Here is a 17,558-nt window from a genome sequence, read left to right as displayed (position 1 = left end):
CCATTCAGGTAACAAAATCGAGCAAAAGTAATCATTTCCTAAGAAAATCACGCTGTTTCAGCACAAAAACCGGCAGGAAAAAGAAGATACCGATGACGGACATCACCAGTCCGCCAATGGTACCCGCCGCCAATGGAAACCAGAAAGCTTCCTTGTCCTCACCTATCATGAAAGGGATAAATCCCAGAATGGTAGAAACTACCGTGAGGAAAATAGGAACGACCTTCGCATTCCACGCCTTGACGTAGGCACGAAGAGCGGAAAGACGGGGGAAACGACGTCGGATGCTGTTGTACTCGTTCAGGATATAGATGCTGGCATTCACCGTGATGCCGCACAGCAGGACGAACGAGGCAAAACCGCCCTGGTCGAAGTTCAGCCGGAACCAATAGAAAGTAAGAAATACCCCGATATAAGAAACCGGAATCACAAAGATGATAGCAAGCGGCTGCTTCAGGGAGTTGAACAGAACGCTGGTCGTAAAGAAGATGATGGCTATCACCACCAGCAGAAGCAGGTATTGGCGGTTGTCCTTCTCGCCCCATGACCAACTGTTGCTGTCCGACTCGGCTGTATAACCCATCGGCAACAGTTTGTTGAACTCCTCCAGGACACGTTTCTGTATCTTGTTGCCCATCTCATTGGAGCCGATATATTCGTATTGCAGGCAGAGGCGGTACTGCTGGTTTTCTTTGGCAATCTCCTGCGGCATCTGTCCCTTTTCCACAGTAGTCAGTTCGGAAAGCTTGTAATGCTTGCCGTTTCCTACTCCATAGGGAAAGAACTGCATCGCCCAGATGTCATATTCGGCAGACTGGCGGGAAGAGAGCTTGATTTTCTCCGTTCCCTGCTCGGCCGCTACCGAGCCAATCTCCAGATTCTTGCCGAAGATGGGGCGCACCGCAGAGAAAAGCACTTGCGCGTCGATGCCCTCTTGCGCCATGCGCTCCTTGTTCAGGTTGAAGTAGAATTCCCGATAGTCATCCTTCCACCAGGAGAACTCCGAATTGATGAGCACTTCCTTGATACGCCGGTGCGTCAGCAGCTTGGCCTTCAGCTTCTCCGCCCACTCATAGAGTTCGTCGTAGTTGTAGCCGTACATCCTGATGCGGTAGGAGCCGGCACTCTCGCGGACGTCATTACTGAACCCCTGGTCCTGCAATCCGTAGATGCCCCAGCTGCCGCCTCCCAGTTCCAGTGCCTTGCTTATCATATTGGCTTTCAGTGTATAGGGAAAACCGCTGTTCCGGGCTTCCTTCTTGAAATAAATCTGCATACTGGCACGCCGGGGGCTGTAAATGGAAGTATGAAACTGCCTGATTTCCTTGAACCGGCTGAGGTAGGTCTCCATACGTTTCATCAAAGTGTTCATCTGCTCGAGGGTGCTGCCATTGGGAAGGTTGGCGTTGGCATAGAGCACCACCTCCTCATTACGGGTGAAGTAACTGCCTTCGTACACCTTCTGTATGAAAAGCCGCAAGCTGCCGCCCAGCGCCTTGTCCACAACGGGTTTCACCGACTCCTTATAGGTATCCGAACCGAATACCTTATTGTAAGCAGCTTTCCATTTTCCCCCTCCTTCCAGTTTGCCGGGCAACAGAAAAACGGGCAGACCGAAACCCAACAGTAACAGCAGGCATACAGCCCAGCGCCAACGGCACAGAAAACGGATGAGAGCAGAGTAGCAGCAGGAGAAATAAACGGGGAAACGTCTGAAAATCCGTCCCAACCTTGTTTTGAATGTTTGCGTCAGCCCCGGCAAGACAAGACGCCTCTTCTTCCCCGTAATCCGCCTCACCAGTCCTATCTTCTCAATCATCGACGGAACAAAGAACAACGCCACCATCAAGGAAACAGCCAGATTGATGATCACTACCGCTGCAAAGTCCTGCAGGTTGAGCCGTATCCTCTCGTCAAGGAAGAAAATGATAACAAGCGCACCCATCGTAGTGAGGGTTGCCGCCAACACCGACAGGAAGGCCTTGAGATTACGCCGGTGCAGAATGTGGTCGGTCATGACAATGGTACTGTCTATCACCAGATTCAGCGAGACAGTGATACCCGCCAGCGAATAAAGCTGCATCTCAAGTCCGAAGAGGTAGTAGAAGATAAGTGCCACCGCTATATTTACAGCCAGGCTGGTAACTATCAGAAAAAGATATTTCAACTTACGAGTAATGAGCCATACGAATACAAGCAGGATGAGTACCGTCAAGCCGGTACGGAAGTAAATCTTGTCCAGTTCTTCCCGTATGTACTCGGTCGCATCATAGCTGGTATGCACTTCATATCCGACAGGAAGTACCTGCCGAACAGCTTCCATCTCGTCCATCACGGCACGGTTCAGTTGCAACTGGTTGGCAGTTTCTTCCGCAGTAATGGATAGATAGACGGAATTCAGCCCATTGATGCGGTAATAGCTTTGCGGCTCCTCCTCCATACGAACAGCCGACACCAGTTCGTCCAAGCGGAGCAGTTTCCCGTCGGTAGCCGTCACGGTGATGGCAGCAGGATTAAAACCAAGGGAGTTGCTCTCCGGCACCAGTGCCAGGCGTATCCATTCCCGGCTACCGTTACCTGTATCCACATTGTGCGTACCCAAAAATTCCTTCCGGTAATGCCGCTGTACTGCCTCGCTGATGTCCGATAGGGTCACACCCAGCAAGCGCAACTGTTCACTGTCATATTCCAGTCTCCACTCCATGGGCGTGGCACCGCTGAGTTCCACCTTATAGATACCCGGAATATTTGCCAGCCGCGGCTTGATATGCTCCTCGGCATACTGCTGAATCAATATCGGAGTGGAAGGGGCATTCAGTGTGAAGGACATGAAAGGGCGTGAGGCGTTCTCGTCGGGCACTTTCATGTGAATGGTGGGATAGCTGACACCTTCGGGCAATTGGGGCCACGTCTGCCGGATGATGGTGGAAGCTTCGAAGCGGACTGCCTCGACATCGGCATGCTTGTCCAGCTCCACAGTAATGTTGCCGTAGCCGTTGCCCGAGGTGGAGTTCAGCCGCTTCACTCCGCGGATACGCGCCAGCATGGATTCCAGCTTGCTGGTCACTTCCATCTCCACCACCCGCGACGAAGTGCCAGGCATGCTGAAACCCACCGTGAAGCCGGGCAGGCTGCGTGACGGATTCAGCTTGACGGGAAGCAGCGGTATCAACGCCACCCCTACCAAAGCAAGGCAGACAAACGCCACTATGACGGTGAAGGAAGAAACTCGTTTCATCAGTTATTATAATCAAATTTTTCCGACAGCGAAAATCCGCTGGCAAAGTCGTGCAACGTCAGTTTCCGTATCTTGTAATAATTCAGCCAGTAGTCCTGCAAGGCGGAGATGTAATTGCGTTGCGCTTCCTGCTGGCGGTTCAGCGAGAGGGTCAGGCTGTTGATGTCTGCCTTGCCGATAATGAAGCGCTGGCGGGTTTCGTTATACGCCAGGATGGCAAGGTCGAGGGCCTCTTCGGCACTGGCGACGAGGGCTTGCTGGACGTTGAAGTCACTGACGGTCATGATAACCTCCTCCTCAATGCTGATTTCACTCTGCCGGGCAGAAGTCTTCACCACGTTCAGATTGTTCCTCGCCATGTTGTATTTGCCTTTCCTCACGCCCCAATCCACCAGTGGAATGGAGACACTGACCGACACCATCTCCTGCTGCATGGGATGCCTGTATGCTTCACCGAATTTCTCTGCCACCTGGTTGAAGCCGACGCTGGCGTTGATGCTGGCGTTGAAGCGCGATTCCTTCTTCGTCTTGTCTACTGTCTGCTCGGCTTCCAGCACTTCCTGACGAAGCCCCAGAAATTCCGGATTGTTGGCTTGAGCGGCCAGCAAAGCCTCATCAACCGGTATGGTCAGCGCCCTCGGACGTCCCGGAAGCGACACCCTGATATCCGTGTTCTTCTCCATATTCAGGAAAGATGCCAACGAAAACATGGCGCGCTTCAAGGCACTGGCGGCATTCTGCAAAGTATTGCGGGCGTTCACCACGTCGAGTTTCAGCGTCAGCAGGTCGGCACGGCTGATGGCGGCTATTTTCAAGCGCTGCATGCCGATGCGGTAGAGGGTATCGGTGGAGACGGCATTGTCCTTGGCCAAGTCATATTCCGCCTGTGCCATGGCAAGCGCAAAGAAATAGGTAGTGGCCTGCTCGGATACTCGCTCTGCATTGTAAATATACTCCTTCTTCACCTTTTCGTACTTCAGCGGCTCAATCCTGCGTTCCCAACGGAAAGGATTGTAACCGACCAGACTCTGCGAGTAGCCCAAACGAACCGGAACACTGGTGAACTGGGTATACTTGTTTCCACCGAAGCTCCGCATATAGCCCAGCTCCGTATCCAGATAGAACGTACCGCCCGTCAAGTCGAAATTCTGTCTGACGGCAAGATTGCCGTATGCATAGAAGGATTGCTGGCTGCGATAGATGTCAAGGTCCTGTTCGGAGTCGTAACGCTTGGTGATATCGCGGTTGTACTGTGCCGGAGTCATGTTCAGCGTCAGGCTGGGAAGGCGGTTTGCCTTATAGGTGCGGTATTCCCAATAACCGGCCAGATACATGTTCTTGGTGCGGAAGGCTTCCAGCGAACTGTCATTCGCCAGGGCAATGGTCTGCTGCAAATCGAGCGTTATCCGCTGTTGGGCAAAAGCGGAAAGGGCTCCCAGACTGAACAAAAGTATAAGACTTAATTTCTTCATGCTCTTTCTTTTCTATAAATAAACCAATATATCAACGGGATGATGAACAGACTGACCAGTGTCCCCACGAACATCGCCCCAATCATCGCTATGGAAAGCGGCTTCTGCAGCTCCGAGCCCATGTCGAACGAGAACAGCAGCGGAACCATAGCGAAAATGGTGGTGAGCGATGTCATGATGATGGGCCGGAGCCTTCTGCGCCCCGCCTCGTGGATGGCCTCGAGCAACGGCATACCAGCCCTCCGTAATTCATTAATGGCATCCAGCTTCAGGATGGAGTCGTTGATGATGATACCGCACGTCACAATCAGTCCGATGGCGGACATCAGGTTCAGGGTATGCCCGCATATCCACAACAGAAGCAGGGCAAACGCCACATCTATCGGAATTTCCAGCAGCACGATGAGCGGCTGCACGAAGCTTTCGAACTGGGCGGCAAGAATGAAATACATCAGCAGGACAGAGATGAAAAGAATCACCACCAACTCGTCCAGCATCTGGCGGTTGGAGAAGAAACTGCCGGAGAAGGCCGTATCCCAGTCACCCGTGGCATCTGCCTCCCGCTTCACCTTTTCCATCAACTCCGGAGCATCGTCCACTTCATAGAAACGGAACGGTATATATTCACCGTTGCGTCCTGCCGTAATCGTTTTCAAGTCCTCAGCCGGACGCACCTTTACCAGCTCCCGAAGCGGAATATACTCCACTTCGCCCTTACTGTCCGGACGGGTCTGTATCAATGTCTGCTGCAGCACCTCATTCACTGTCCGCTCCTCGCCCACAATGCTGATAGGCAGGTATTGCTGGTAGGAATGGAGCATAGCTACGCTGTTCTCCTTGAACGCTGTCCGCAGCGTACGGTAAAGCTCGTCATACGAAACGTCATAGAGCAACAGCTTTTCCTGCAGGATGCTTATGTCAAGCTGGTTCTCGAAAGCGATACCTACGGGCGCTGTCCCCGTAAGCTCCGCAAACTGTTGTTCCAGTCCGCGCAATTCTTCCGCCGCCGGCGCCTTCTCCTTATTGCGGGCATAAAGTCCCGCCACCACATCGGCCTCCCCGGTCACGAAAAGCTTCTCGAACACGGTTTCGGGTGGAGAAAAGGAGACTGTCGCCAACGGATATTCCCGTGTCAACCACTCGCCCGCCTGCTTCTGCAAGGGAGCAATCCCGTCAGGCGAGGAAGTCTTGAAATACAATTCTGCCTCCGAAGAAGAGAGAGCCTGCTCACGGTTCAGCAGATAGTCCTGCTGGCCTATGGCAGCCGTCTGTTCCACAGTCTTGTCCAACAACTGTCCGAACAGCACATTCACACGATGCCGGTTCTCGTCCACATGTATATTTTCGTTCCATTCCACATGGACTATCAGTTCATTCTGGTCTATCTGCGGCATACGCTCCTTGGCTATGGAATAGAACAGAAAGACACAAAGAGGAATAGAAACCACACAGAATATGATACTTACCGTCTTGTGGGAAAATACCCAGTCGATGCCCGCATCATAAAAACGGTCCAGCGTATGTTCCTTCAACGGATTGTTGATGCGGATGCGGGAGAACCACGACCTGCCGCGCAACCCCGTCCGGTAGACCAGCATATAGAGGACCGGCAGCAGCATGATACCCGTGAAGTAGGAAACCAGCAGCCCCACCGTAACAGAGAATGCCTGGTCGTAGAACAACGCCCCTGCAATGCCGCTCATGAATATCAGCGGCACAAATACGGCAATAGTGGTCAGCGACGAACTCAGCATGGGCGTAATCACCTCACTCGTTCCCGTCACGCAAGCCCGCCGCAACGAATAGCCCCGTTCGCGATACTGCGAAATGTTCTCCGTCACAATGATACTACTGTCAATCATCATACCCAACGCCAGGATTAATCCCGACAAAGAAATGATATTGAGTGACATCTTGAACAAGTAGAAGAACAGGAAGCAGATGACAATAGATACCACCATACTCAACCCGATGATGAACGGTGACTTGATGTCACCCAAGAAGAGTACCGCCACAATGCAGATGAACAGGAAACCCAACGACAAATTTTGCTGAAGATTGGAGATGGTATAGTCCAGCAACTCCGTCTGGTTACGGCTGATGCTAAAATCAATGTCGGGATATACTTTCTTGAAGTAGTCCATCGTGCTGTTGATGGCAAGCTTCATGTCTTCCATATTCTCGTCCACCTGCTTGATGACGGCAAGGGTAACGGCACGCTTGCCATTGCTCATGGAGACACCTTTCTCCTTGGCAGGAACAATCTCTACCCGGCAGAAGTCTCCCAAGCAGATGATACGTCCTTCCTTTCGCAGCAGGATGCCCTTCACGTCCTCCTCTGTCCGCAGCAGGGTGGAGAACTTAATGTTGTATTCGTAGTAGCCGTCGCGCACGGTCATGCTGCCCGGCTCCACGTTGTTTTGCGCCAGCACGTTTTCTATGTCTTCAATGGAGAGCCCCAACACAGCAAGCTTATCCGGGTCGGGCACAATCTGTAACTGGCGTTCGACCAAACCCGTGACATCCACCATTGCCACTTCCGCCAACTGCTCGATGCGACGCTTTATGACATTTTCGGCAAACTCGCACAAATCAAGAAACGCGCGTTCGTCCACCTTGCCGTATGCACTGTCGTTTTTTAGGGTCAGATTGAGGTAGAAGACAGGAATGTCCGTCGCACTTGCCTTTATCACCTTCGGGCGTTCGGCATCCTTGGGCAGATAGTTCATGGCGGCGTCAATCTTCTCGTTCACTTCTATGAAGGCAAGGTCGGTATTCGTACCGAAGTCGAAGCCCAGGCGGATGATGCCTGCACCATCGCGCGTCTCGCTGTCCATGTCCTTCAGTTTCGCCACCTGGATGAGCTGCTGCCGCAGAGGTTTCACCACCGTATTCTCTAATTCACGCGCCGAGGTATTCTGCGCCGACACCTGCACTGTAATTTCCGGGATGGCAATATCGGGCAGCAAGGATACCGGCAAGGTGAAGTAAGTCACCAGCCCGACAATGAAGCATGCTGTAAATGCCATCAGTACGGCAATAGGCCGCTGTATCAAAAACTTTATCAATTTTCAATTATGAATTTAAATTGTGAATTATGAATTTTCAACTTTCAATTTTCATCTTTCAATTTTCCACCACCTTCACCGGCGCCTCATGTGCCAAATTCACATTTCCCGTCACGATGACCGTATCGCCTTCTTTCAGGGCATCGTCGGCCATGCTGTAGCTTTCCGCATTCTCCAGTCCGGTCTGCACATAGTTCCACTGCGCCTTTCCGTCTTTCAGGGTAAAGACGACTTGCTTACCCGAACGCAGTACGACGGCACTTTTGGGTATCACGAGCTGACTGTCCAGAGAACGGTGTACATTTACCCTCACATTCATGCCGCTAAACAGACGTCCCCTGCCATTGACGGATGCCTTTACTTTCACCATTCCCTTATCATCTACCAGAGGATTGATTTGGGTGATGCGGCCCTCTTGTTTGGAAGCGGCATCCGAGTAAGGGGTGACAATCACCTTGTCGCCACTCTTTATCAGGGGGAGTTCACTTTCCAGTACCGTAAAGTCCACTTCCATGCTCTGAGTGCCAATGATGGAGCAGAAAGATTCCGAAGTGCTTGCCTCGTTAAAGGGCTTGGAAAAGAGGTTCGCCACCACGCCGTCGAAGGGGGCAACCAGCGTAGCATGCTCTTCTTCATAGGCGGCGAGTTCGTACTGGGAGAGACTTTGGTCGTAACCGCTCTTTACTCGTGCCAGCTTCATGATGTCGGCAGGAATTTTGGAAGTATCACCCACCGGATAGCCTTGCCCTATCAATACGTCCTGCAGCTCAAGTTCCGCTTTGTCCAGAGCATCCTTGGCTTGCGCGGTCTTGTTCTTCAGACGGAACTTATCCAGTTCGGCAAGTTTCTGCCCTTTGCGCACCGGGTCACCGTTCTTCACGTAGATGTGTGCCACTACACCGGTGGTCTCAAAACGCAAATCCGCCATGGCACCGGCGGTTACTTTTCCGTTGCTCACCAGTTCATGTTCAAAGGTCGCCCGCTTCAGGACTTTCACGGTCACTTCATTGCTTTCACTTGGCAGGACGGTTGCCACCCCTTCCTCGGACTCTTTTCCCTTTCCGGCATCGGAGCAGGCGGCAAGCAGTGCAACGGCCATGCATAGCAGGTATCGATAGTTCTGTGTCTTCATATTCATACTCAATTATAAATTGATAAAATTAATCGTTTCAAAAAAACGAACCGATATTTGCATGTGGACACTTTTTTCATAGCACTTTAGCAATTAGTTCGCTCATTATTAACACTTTCCGTTTTTATTCATCTTTTTTGATATGGACAAAAATAAGCTGAATCTTTTTTATTTCCTCCCTCATCTGTCGTATTGCCGTAGAATGCACTTTCGGCTCTTTCGTCAATACCATCCGCTTCATTTTTTCAAACTTGTCCGGTTGTCTGAATCCTGGTTCCGCATAAAGCTTCGCAAGCAGATAATAGGGATAAATACGCCCCGGCAACCGATGGGTGGAACGGATAAACCAGTCTTCCGCTGATAAGCAGTCACCCATCTGCTGATAATTCTTGCCTATCACATTCAGTATCATCGGATCACAGCTGCGCTGCAAAGCTTCTTTCAAAATACGGTTGGATTTACCGAACTGCTGCTGCTTGTGCAATCCATGCCCATATTCGAACAAGAAAGATGCCCGGTCTCTCAACAGAGGATAAAGGCGCCCGTACTCTTTCTCTGCCGATTGATACGCACCTGCACTATACAACACACGCGCATTCATCCACTCCCGACAGGCCTGCTCCACTTGCAAGTCATTCTTCAGGCGAAAACCGCCAATGATGCCTACTGATACAGCCAGCCCCAACCATTGCCAACGGTCGGCACCGGACAAGCACGCCACAAGCAATCCTCCAAATGTAACGATAAATACCGGAAGTTGTAGCGGATAGGAGGAAAAAGAGAATATCATCAAAGAAAGAATAGCCCCACAGATACCATAACGTCCTTTACGGACTCCCCTATACAAACACAGCACGACCACAACCAATAGACATACCGCCAAAGGAATGCCCAGTTCGACCGCAGCCTGCAGATATTCATTGAATGCATATTCCGGACTTCCCGCCACACGTTCCTCCCACGGTTCATAATCACCTGCTGCAAAATAAGTTTCCTGCGCATTTCCGTAGGCTGCTGCGAAATTATGAATCCCATATCCGGTCAACGGCTTTTCTGCAATGGCACGACAAGTTATCTTCCACATGAAAAGACGGCCACGTGCAGAATCGGGTTTCAAGACAAACAGTAAATAGCCTGCCAATAGCAAGACACAGAATCCACCGACCACTACCATCACCACACGCTGCCTTTGCTGCTGCCATAATAATCTGAACTTATCCGTCCAATCCATATGCCAAGCATATACACACAGACAGGAAACTCCTGCCGCCAACCATGCCGAACGGCTCATTCCTGCCGGAAGCACACAAAGGATAAGCAGCATCACACCACCAGCGACCATAGTTCCAGCCTTATCCATCACCTTTTCCCATCTTCTTCCATCATTCCGGTCAGAGCAGAGAATCTCCCCCCTCTTGGTCAGCCATTGATACAGACAGACCGGAAGTATCATGGCCAAATAGCCGGAATAAGGCCCCGGATTGAAGAAAGAACCTGTCAATACATACAAGGAATGGTTGGACACAGCATAACCATAAAGCTGCCTCAATCCCCAAACAGCCTCAATGCCCCCCAGCATTACCAATACCCACGAAACCGGTATAAAAAGAAAATACCTTTTTTCCATCATCAATCCAGCCATCAACAGACATCCTGCAACTACCAATGCACTTTTATCGAAATAGAGCCATTGCCCTATAACATCAGCTACAGGAAGTCCGGAAGAAACGTTACATGCCAAAGACAATAAAACTATACAAGCAATGTAGACCAAACTTCCAGTCAATAGATTACGTACATTATTCATTCTATCTATCAAATATTCAATAGTATTCTATAATTCACCAAAAGATTTGTTTCCCGTCTTTATATTCAAAAATCCGTTCATCTTTACCGGCTGTGTGATTCTTCAGATAAAATAAAGCACCTTGAAACCCTGAATAGACAATAGAATCTGACACAGCCATTTGCCGCCCGACAGAATTCCATTTTCCTCCACCCCAATAAAACAATTCATACAAATTACCTTTATAAATAAAATTCACCTCATTACGAGGAGTATACACCACCTTCTCCACACGATGGGGACTTCCAAAGTCCATCCCGGTCCATCCTCCATCCGGATGTATATAATCAAATGAAGTATCCGGATTACCGTCAAATGCGTTCAAATATTCATGTGTATTGTCTTCAAAACTTCCCGGAGTACCTATGATTTCCCCATATAGAGGTATGGTATCTTCCGTATTCTCATAAAAAGCCAGTTCCGAGATATTACAGAAACATCCGTCAGCACCCTTATAGCGCATATACCGATACGGTTTATCAGACTTCAACCGGGCCACAGTATATAGCCGATACGGAGCCTCCTTTATCAAAAGTAGAGTATCCTTCCACCCAAAGTCTGCCCGGTCGCTTCCTTCCACTACTCCCCCAATCATCCGGTCATTGAAAAGAACACTCAAAGTAAGATGGCACTTCCTATACAAGACCAATTCCTGCTTTTCAGCTTCCGGAACAATGAACCGTATCTTTCCGGTTTCACGCTCCAGAAGAAAAGGAGAAGATACTGCAGCGTATTCCTTTCCGTTCCAGGCAGCCAGCGTAAAGACCGCCCCGCCTCCCACATCCTCAAAACGAGCCTCCCCCTTCTTAAAGAAAGTATATCCTATAGGTTGCCATTGTAGTCTGTTGGCAAGGCACAAATACACCATATCCCCCTCACGAAACTGTCCGGAAAGCAAAGAATCCGGAAGAGCTACAGTCCAATTCCTGTTACCGGTATAAAGTGCAGTGACATCGCGGAAGAACGGACGTCGGAATGCCGGGTAAACATCGGAATATTTCCCCAGTTTCCGTACCGCCTCCTTATCAATACTATAGGTTGCCCGGTACATTTTTCCCCTCGAAATGCTATATTCTTCCGCTTTGCTCCATACTTCTTCATAAGGAAGATTTGCAATGTATGTCTTTCCTTCCTTATCCAAAACAAAATTCCAGAAATGAGAGGCATTGTTGTCTCCCAATACCATCACCCTATCTACTCCGCACGGAATGCCCAATGCCCGCAACACATATATCATGGCATCCGTAAACTCTCGGCAACTGCCCGTATGCCATTTCAGTACATCCGGTCCCAAATGAGGCCCCACCGGAAAAAGAGCCGTATTCCGGTAGTTCGCTTTCCGCAACGTATCCATCAACAACTGGGCGGCAACCTTAGGATTATCAGCCTCATCTGTCTTCCTGAATTCATCCAAAATCGGGCTATAGCACTCATAAATTTCTTTGCGCCAGAGAGAAAGCGGCTCATCCCCTATTCTATAAGGCAATATATATTCGCAGAAAGTATCAAAATCAACATGCTTTCCCCAAGGTTGCTCCCGCCAGACTTTGAATGCCCATTCTATATGATTGACCAAAAAAGCGGAATCCACCGTCATAATGTCCCTCTTATAAGTCAATTGATTTATAGAAAATTCTCCATCTGCTCTTTTCAAGGAATCAATCAACTCTTGCACATGCCTGGAATAAGGAAATGAAACGTATTCACTGAAATACTTCCTGTAATTCTCCAAGGCCTTTCCCTCGTAAGCACCATGAAAAGGCATATTCTCTATCAGAAAACAAGCAGCACGATATTTGTCACCGTCCTCTTCCTTGTAACGGTCCAGTACCTTTTGCAACTCCGCACGGTTATCACCGGCAAGATTCAAAGCTGTGTCCAACCACTGATTTTCCGAAGAACAAGCCATAAACAGACCTGCTGTAAACCATACCCATACACACCAATGTTTCATATCACTATTCCATTTTTTTCTATTCCAATCTGAAAGACAATCCAATCAATCCTTACAATCCGATACAAATACCTGCTTACCATCTTCCATATGAAATATCAGTTCTTCTTCTCCACGGGTACTGTCATGCAAATAGAGCAAAGCTCCCGATGGTATCCCGTCATATGGCAGAAAAGGTTTTTCTGCCATTTTCTTCCCCAATGAGTTCCAACAGCCCTCTCCCCAATAGAAGAGTTCATAACAATCCCCTATCCTGACAAAGTTATCATCGTTACGGGGCATATACATAAAATTGTCTATAGTAACAACCTTTCCAAAATCCACCGTTACACTTGCACCGGGTTTTGATGAAATGAAATACGACAACGGTTCATTATCATAGACCTGATAGGCAAAAGTATTTGCTGTGGCTGGAGCATCTCCCCAACTGTCTATAGGGACAATCTCTTCCTCTCCTTTATAAAAATGCATTTCGGCAACTTCCGCATATCCCTCTGCCGAAGAACAAAAACGGGCATAGCGACCCCTTACCGGTTTCTCAAGAATAACGTGATTATAATTGATACCGGGCGTATCTTTCACAGTACACAACAACTCCGCATTTTTAAAATCCTTATCACAAGCCGCCTCAAAATGCCCGTCTTTTATCCCTCCCATATAGTTCCTGATACGTTCCGAAAGAGGGTATTTCCGATACAATTCAGCAGAATAGCACTTGGAGGTATCTGCAACATAAGGATGTATATCCTTGCCATCAAAATAAAAAGGATTTCCAATAGGGCGATACTGCCCGTTTGCGAATGCCAACAATATATAAACCTGCCTCGAAGCCAAATTCCTGAAAAGCGCTTTTCCACTTTCTACCTTAGTAAAATCTATTCCCCGCCACCCATAAGCACTGAACAACCCCACATAAACATAATTCCCGTCCATCCCTTCTACCGGCAGTTCCAGATTCGAATCAAAATAATTATCCGACACTTTTCTTGCAAACACATCCTTAAAAGCAGCCGGTACGGACCGGTTCCGCATAAAATCACCATCCATGTCCCATTGCCTGCCAAAACACCGGCGGTAAACCACGCTCGGGCGCCGACTGTCAATATAGAAACTTCCCCGTTCCGGCTTCCGGGAAGGGAAAGTAAAAGGAAGGCAGACACCCGTTACATCCCTCACCACATTCCACACATGCCCTTTCCGTGTTTCCGCATTGAAAGTATAGAAATCATAGGCTACCGGGACGCCGATGGCCCGCATCACATAAATCATAAAATCACAAGCATCCTGACACTTGCCGATACGATTATGCAGCAGGTACTCTCCTCCCAAATGCGGATAGTTAAAGACCCACGTAAACCGGTAAGGGTCTTCCTTCTGCAAATACTCCCAAACTACGCTAATCGCCTCCACTACATCGATACCCGTATAAACCTCGTCCAGCAAAAAGGAATAACGGTCATGGTATATCTGCCGCCAGTTGTCCGGAGTCTCATTTCCGATACGATAGGGAAGCAGCCATTCACAGAAATCTGCAAAAGAAAGGGAAGCATTCCACGGACGCTTTTTCCAACCATCAAAAGCCAAATCAATGTTATTTATCAAGAATTCAGCCCTTATATTCAGTACATCCGGTTTTCTCTGCAATCCGGAAGGGGTATAATAATCCCAATCCGGTACGGCAGTATCCTTCAGCATCACCCCATAAGCATCTGCCGAAGCCAGCACTGTTTTCAAAGAATCCAGTTCTTCACCTTCAAGGGCATAGTGATAAGGCATATTTTCTATCAAGAAACAAGCGGCTTTATATTTTTCAGGCTCATCTTTATAATGTTCCAGTACCTTTTCCAGTTCGCCTTTGTTGGTTGCAGCACACTCCAGTGCGTACTCCAATCTGCCGGAAGCATTGCAAGCCTCCAATATCCCGGCAATCAATAATATCCAGAGCAATTTAAACAGAACTTTCATCTTAGTCTATTCTTTTAAAGATACGTTTCCATCTCATTTTTCCAGTATTCGGGCTGACGGACTTCCATACCAGCCATGCCCTTCCCACTATAAATGGTTCCGGCAGTAATCCCCAGTAGCGGGAATCTTTTGAATTCACCATCTTGTCACCCGAAACAAAATAATAGTTCTCACAGAAGCGGTAATTGTGTATCACACTGTCCCCCAGCAGAACCGAATCTCCATGCAATGTCAGTTTCTTTTTCTGTTCCCACTCTATCACGTTCCGATACAGCAACCGTGTTTCCGGATTCATTCCTACCACGCTGCCTTTGGCCGGTATATAAAGAGGCCCAAACTCGCTGATAGTCCACCCATTACAGCCACCATCGGGAAAGCTCTTAAGAACAAGGCCCCGTTCCTCCGTCATGCCCGAAGATATCAATTTACCTAATTCCTCCTGCGCCTGCACATTTCCTGCGATACCATCAAATCCGGACACACGATAATGTGTATTCCTTATCTCCAACGTATCACCCGGCACGGCGATACAGCGCTTCACGTAATACAACATCACGTCCAGCGCAATGCTGTCCCACCTGCCCGGATAAGGAAAATTGAACACTAGTACATCATTCCGCTGAAAATTTCTCCATCCGGACATACGTTGTATCTTCACCTCCTTTTTCTCCACGGCATCAAGCACATTGAATAGGCGTGCTCCACCCGAACATTTATCCACCAGAATACAATCACCCGCCAGCAACGATGGTTCCATCGAGTCCGACGGTATCTTGAAGGAGGTCACCACAAACACCTGCAATACTATCAGTATCACAACAAGCAGGCACAGACAGAATAATACATTCGTTATTCCATTCAACCATTTTTTCAATTGCAGCCGCTCCTTCATCCCATCAATCAGTTATTTTGCATCCCCGCTAATCTTCAATACCAACGGAGAAGTTTCTGCATTGCAATATACCGTTATCGTCTTGTCAAAGTGCTCCGGATGTTCAGCTTTATAAACCACTTCCAAATCTATTTCCTTACCCGGTAATGCCGGTTCCTTTGAATAAGCTACGGTAGTACAACCACAAGAAGTAGCAACATCTTGTATAACCAATGGGTTATCTCCGATATTCTTCAATATAAAAGTTGCTTTTTGTTCCTCCTGCCAATCAAAGTTACCTAAACGCAAAAATGAGACATCTATATGGACTTTAGTCTGGGTAATGCCTTTTCCAGCAGTTGATACAATATCATTCCCACGAATAATTTTCAGATACAATTCTTTTATTTTAGGATTAAGAATTGGATTCCCCATCGCTAACACTTTATTATCCTTATCCAGCAAAAAAGTTTGGAAAGCCATATCAGATGGAAAATGATTTAAGCGATTAAGTTTATCATTTTCATCTATACAAACTGGATAGTCAAAGCCATTCTTTTTTAAAGCATACAATAATTCTATTTCACTTTTTGAATGTAAAAACAGTAATACAGAAACCTTTCCTGGATAAGTTGAATCCAACCGATGTATAAACTCCCTCCACATAGGCAGTTGCAATTTACAACTGAAACATCCAGCCGAATCCACATAGCTAAGAATTGTATATTGCAAATGAGCCGGATATTGAACAGTATCCTTTCCATATAATGTAAAATATAGATTATTTGGGAAAATAATTTCTTTTTTTTCCCACTCTTTTACTAAATGTGTCATATCATCATTTTTTCTTCTCGTACAAGCAAAAAAGAACAATACAATAATCGACAATATTATAAATAAATACCCATCCTTCATCACCAAATTATTTCATTAACCACATTTTCTCAAATTCATATTCTATCACTTCAAAAAGAGCAAAATTACACATCTACAGAAAAGCCGAAAACGGCATATTCCAAATCATTATTTAATCCTAAACACAATACCATGTTTCTCTTTTTATCATACGTTATACTTTTTATCGGCCTATCCAGCTCAACAATAAAACGGGGAGTACCATTCCAATCAAATAACAGAACTTTCTTTGAGAAGAAAACCTGTGCTCTATTTTGTGCGGCTTGTTCCAAATTTCTCTCATTATAAAGAGCATATATATAATTATCGTCCGAGGTAACCGATGAGACACTCAGCTTTGTCTGAAAGCCCAATGATCCATCGCTACTATTAAACACAGGAAGAGTGCAAATATGTGATTTTACAAGAGCAACATTGTTTAAGTCGCTGTAATCATATATCTCCATAACATCACCGTAGACGGAAAACCAAGCAATCCGTTTTTTCTCACTCGAAATAGTACAAGGGCCCTGCAATGTTTGGGAAACAATCTCCGGAGAGATATTAGGAATCACGATGTTTTCACCAATTTTTCTATATTGTCCGTTTGCTTTCATCAGAAAACGTTTTTCATCGCCCACCAATAAGAAGAAAGCCAATTCATTATCATAGGCAACTTCACAGAATCGAGTATCGATACTGATAGAATCTTTCCTTACTTTCTTTATTTTATTATTAAACGATAATAGAAAAACAGACTGAGTTGCTAAATCCGAAGCATACACTTCTCCTGCACTCTTGCCAACACCTATAGTCTGAACACTTATGGCTTCATCTCGTCCCTGCCCTTTATTCAATCCATGAGAAAATATTTTCTTTTCGCAATCATAAAAAGTCAGCAGTTGAGGTAACGCCGGTTCTAAAAACACAAGATAATCACCATCCGACAATATAGCTTCTGGCATGCTTAATGAATCAGTTGGAACGTAGTCTTGAACCACCATTTCTTTACTTATGCTATTTGAAAACAAGTCCAAGAATGTTTGAGGCTTATTTTCACAAGAGCACATTACAATCAATAATAAAAGAAATTTTATTTTCATAATATTTTCACTTAA

General features: G+C 47.4%; 10 protein-coding genes. All 10 read right to left on the bottom strand.

Annotation, left to right across the window (positions count from 1 at the left end; genetic code table 11):
* Positions 1–31: 31 nt before the first annotated feature.
* The 10 genes from DXD65_RS04695 to DXD65_RS04650 all read right to left on the bottom strand — a co-directional run bounded on the left by DXD65_RS04695 (position 32) and on the right by DXD65_RS04650 (position 17,543).
* Positions 32–3,238 carry an efflux RND transporter permease subunit gene (locus DXD65_RS04695; RefSeq protein WP_117588644.1) on the bottom strand — a complete coding sequence of 1,069 codons (3,207 nt, stop codon included), beginning with the start codon at positions 3,236–3,238 and terminating at the stop codon, positions 32–34.
* Positions 3,238–4,710: a TolC family protein gene (locus tag DXD65_RS04690; protein WP_005823863.1), complete on the bottom strand. Its 1,473-nt coding sequence runs from the start codon at positions 4,708–4,710 to the stop codon at positions 3,238–3,240. The genes DXD65_RS04695 and DXD65_RS04690 overlap by 1 nt, the downstream gene beginning before the upstream one ends.
* The gene (locus DXD65_RS04685; RefSeq protein WP_117887394.1) at positions 4,707–7,778 is read right to left on the bottom strand and encodes an efflux RND transporter permease subunit; all 3,072 of its coding nucleotides are present in this window, start codon (positions 7,776–7,778) and stop codon (positions 4,707–4,709) included. The genes DXD65_RS04690 and DXD65_RS04685 overlap by 4 nt, the downstream gene beginning before the upstream one ends.
* Positions 7,779–7,836: 58 nt before the next feature.
* Complete coding sequence (locus tag DXD65_RS04680; RefSeq protein ID WP_022402360.1) at positions 7,837–8,910, bottom strand: efflux RND transporter periplasmic adaptor subunit; 1,074 nt, start codon at positions 8,908–8,910, stop codon at positions 7,837–7,839.
* A gap of 124 nt (positions 8,911–9,034) precedes the next feature.
* The gene (locus tag DXD65_RS04675; protein ID WP_022402359.1) at positions 9,035–10,717 is read right to left on the bottom strand and encodes an O-antigen ligase family protein; all 1,683 of its coding nucleotides are present in this window, start codon (positions 10,715–10,717) and stop codon (positions 9,035–9,037) included.
* A gap of 34 nt (positions 10,718–10,751) precedes the next feature.
* The gene (locus DXD65_RS04670; RefSeq protein ID WP_022402358.1) at positions 10,752–12,710 is read right to left on the bottom strand and encodes a transglutaminase domain-containing protein; all 1,959 of its coding nucleotides are present in this window, start codon (positions 12,708–12,710) and stop codon (positions 10,752–10,754) included.
* A 45-nt stretch (positions 12,711–12,755) separates the two neighbouring features.
* The gene (locus DXD65_RS04665) at positions 12,756–14,675 is read right to left on the bottom strand and encodes a hypothetical protein (protein WP_057088512.1); all 1,920 of its coding nucleotides are present in this window, start codon (positions 14,673–14,675) and stop codon (positions 12,756–12,758) included.
* Between the two features lies 1 nt (position 14,676).
* Positions 14,677–15,567 carry a signal peptidase I gene (lepB, locus tag DXD65_RS04660; RefSeq protein WP_022402356.1) on the bottom strand — a complete coding sequence of 297 codons (891 nt, stop codon included), beginning with the start codon at positions 15,565–15,567 and terminating at the stop codon, positions 14,677–14,679.
* A gap of 12 nt (positions 15,568–15,579) precedes the next feature.
* Entirely contained in the window at positions 15,580–16,380 is an 801-nt protein-coding gene (locus DXD65_RS04655; protein ID WP_229126664.1) for a DUF1573 domain-containing protein, read from the bottom strand.
* Positions 16,381–16,526: 146 nt separating this feature from the next.
* Positions 16,527–17,543: a BF3164 family lipoprotein gene (locus DXD65_RS04650; RefSeq protein WP_022402354.1), complete on the bottom strand. Its 1,017-nt coding sequence runs from the start codon at positions 17,541–17,543 to the stop codon at positions 16,527–16,529.
* Positions 17,544–17,558: the final 15 nt, after the last annotated feature.

Source organism: Bacteroides sp. 4_1_36 (assembly GCF_003466325.1).
Lineage (GTDB): Bacteria > Bacteroidota > Bacteroidia > Bacteroidales > Bacteroidaceae > Bacteroides > Bacteroides uniformis.
Note: the sequence above shows the minus strand (reverse complement) of the source record. Positions and strands in the feature narration are given on the sequence as shown.

Bases quoted from the DNA above. Each gene is read 5' to 3' on its own strand.
- DXD65_RS04695 (WP_117588644.1), bottom strand. From the start codon at position 3,238: ATGAAACGAGTTTCTTCCTTCACCGTCATAGTGGCGTTTGTCTGCCTT.
- DXD65_RS04690 (WP_005823863.1), bottom strand. From the start codon at position 4,710: ATGAAGAAATTAAGTCTTATACTTTTGTTCAGTCTGGGAGCCCTTTCC.
- DXD65_RS04680 (WP_022402360.1), bottom strand. From the start codon at position 8,910: ATGAAGACACAGAACTATCGATACCTGCTATGCATGGCCGTTGCACTG.
- DXD65_RS04675 (WP_022402359.1), bottom strand. From the start codon at position 10,717: ATGAATAATGTACGTAATCTATTGACTGGAAGTTTGGTCTACATTGCT.
- DXD65_RS04670 (WP_022402358.1), bottom strand. From the start codon at position 12,710: ATGAAACATTGGTGTGTATGGGTATGGTTTACAGCAGGTCTGTTTATG.
- DXD65_RS04665 (WP_057088512.1), bottom strand. From the start codon at position 14,675: ATGAAAGTTCTGTTTAAATTGCTCTGGATATTATTGATTGCCGGGATA.
- lepB (WP_022402356.1), bottom strand. From the start codon at position 15,567: ATGAAGGAGCGGCTGCAATTGAAAAAATGGTTGAATGGAATAACGAAT.
- DXD65_RS04655 (WP_229126664.1), bottom strand. From the start codon at position 16,380: ATGACACATTTAGTAAAAGAGTGGGAAAAAAAAGAAATTATTTTCCCA.
- DXD65_RS04650 (WP_022402354.1), bottom strand. From the start codon at position 17,543: ATGAAAATAAAATTTCTTTTATTATTGATTGTAATGTGCTCTTGTGAA.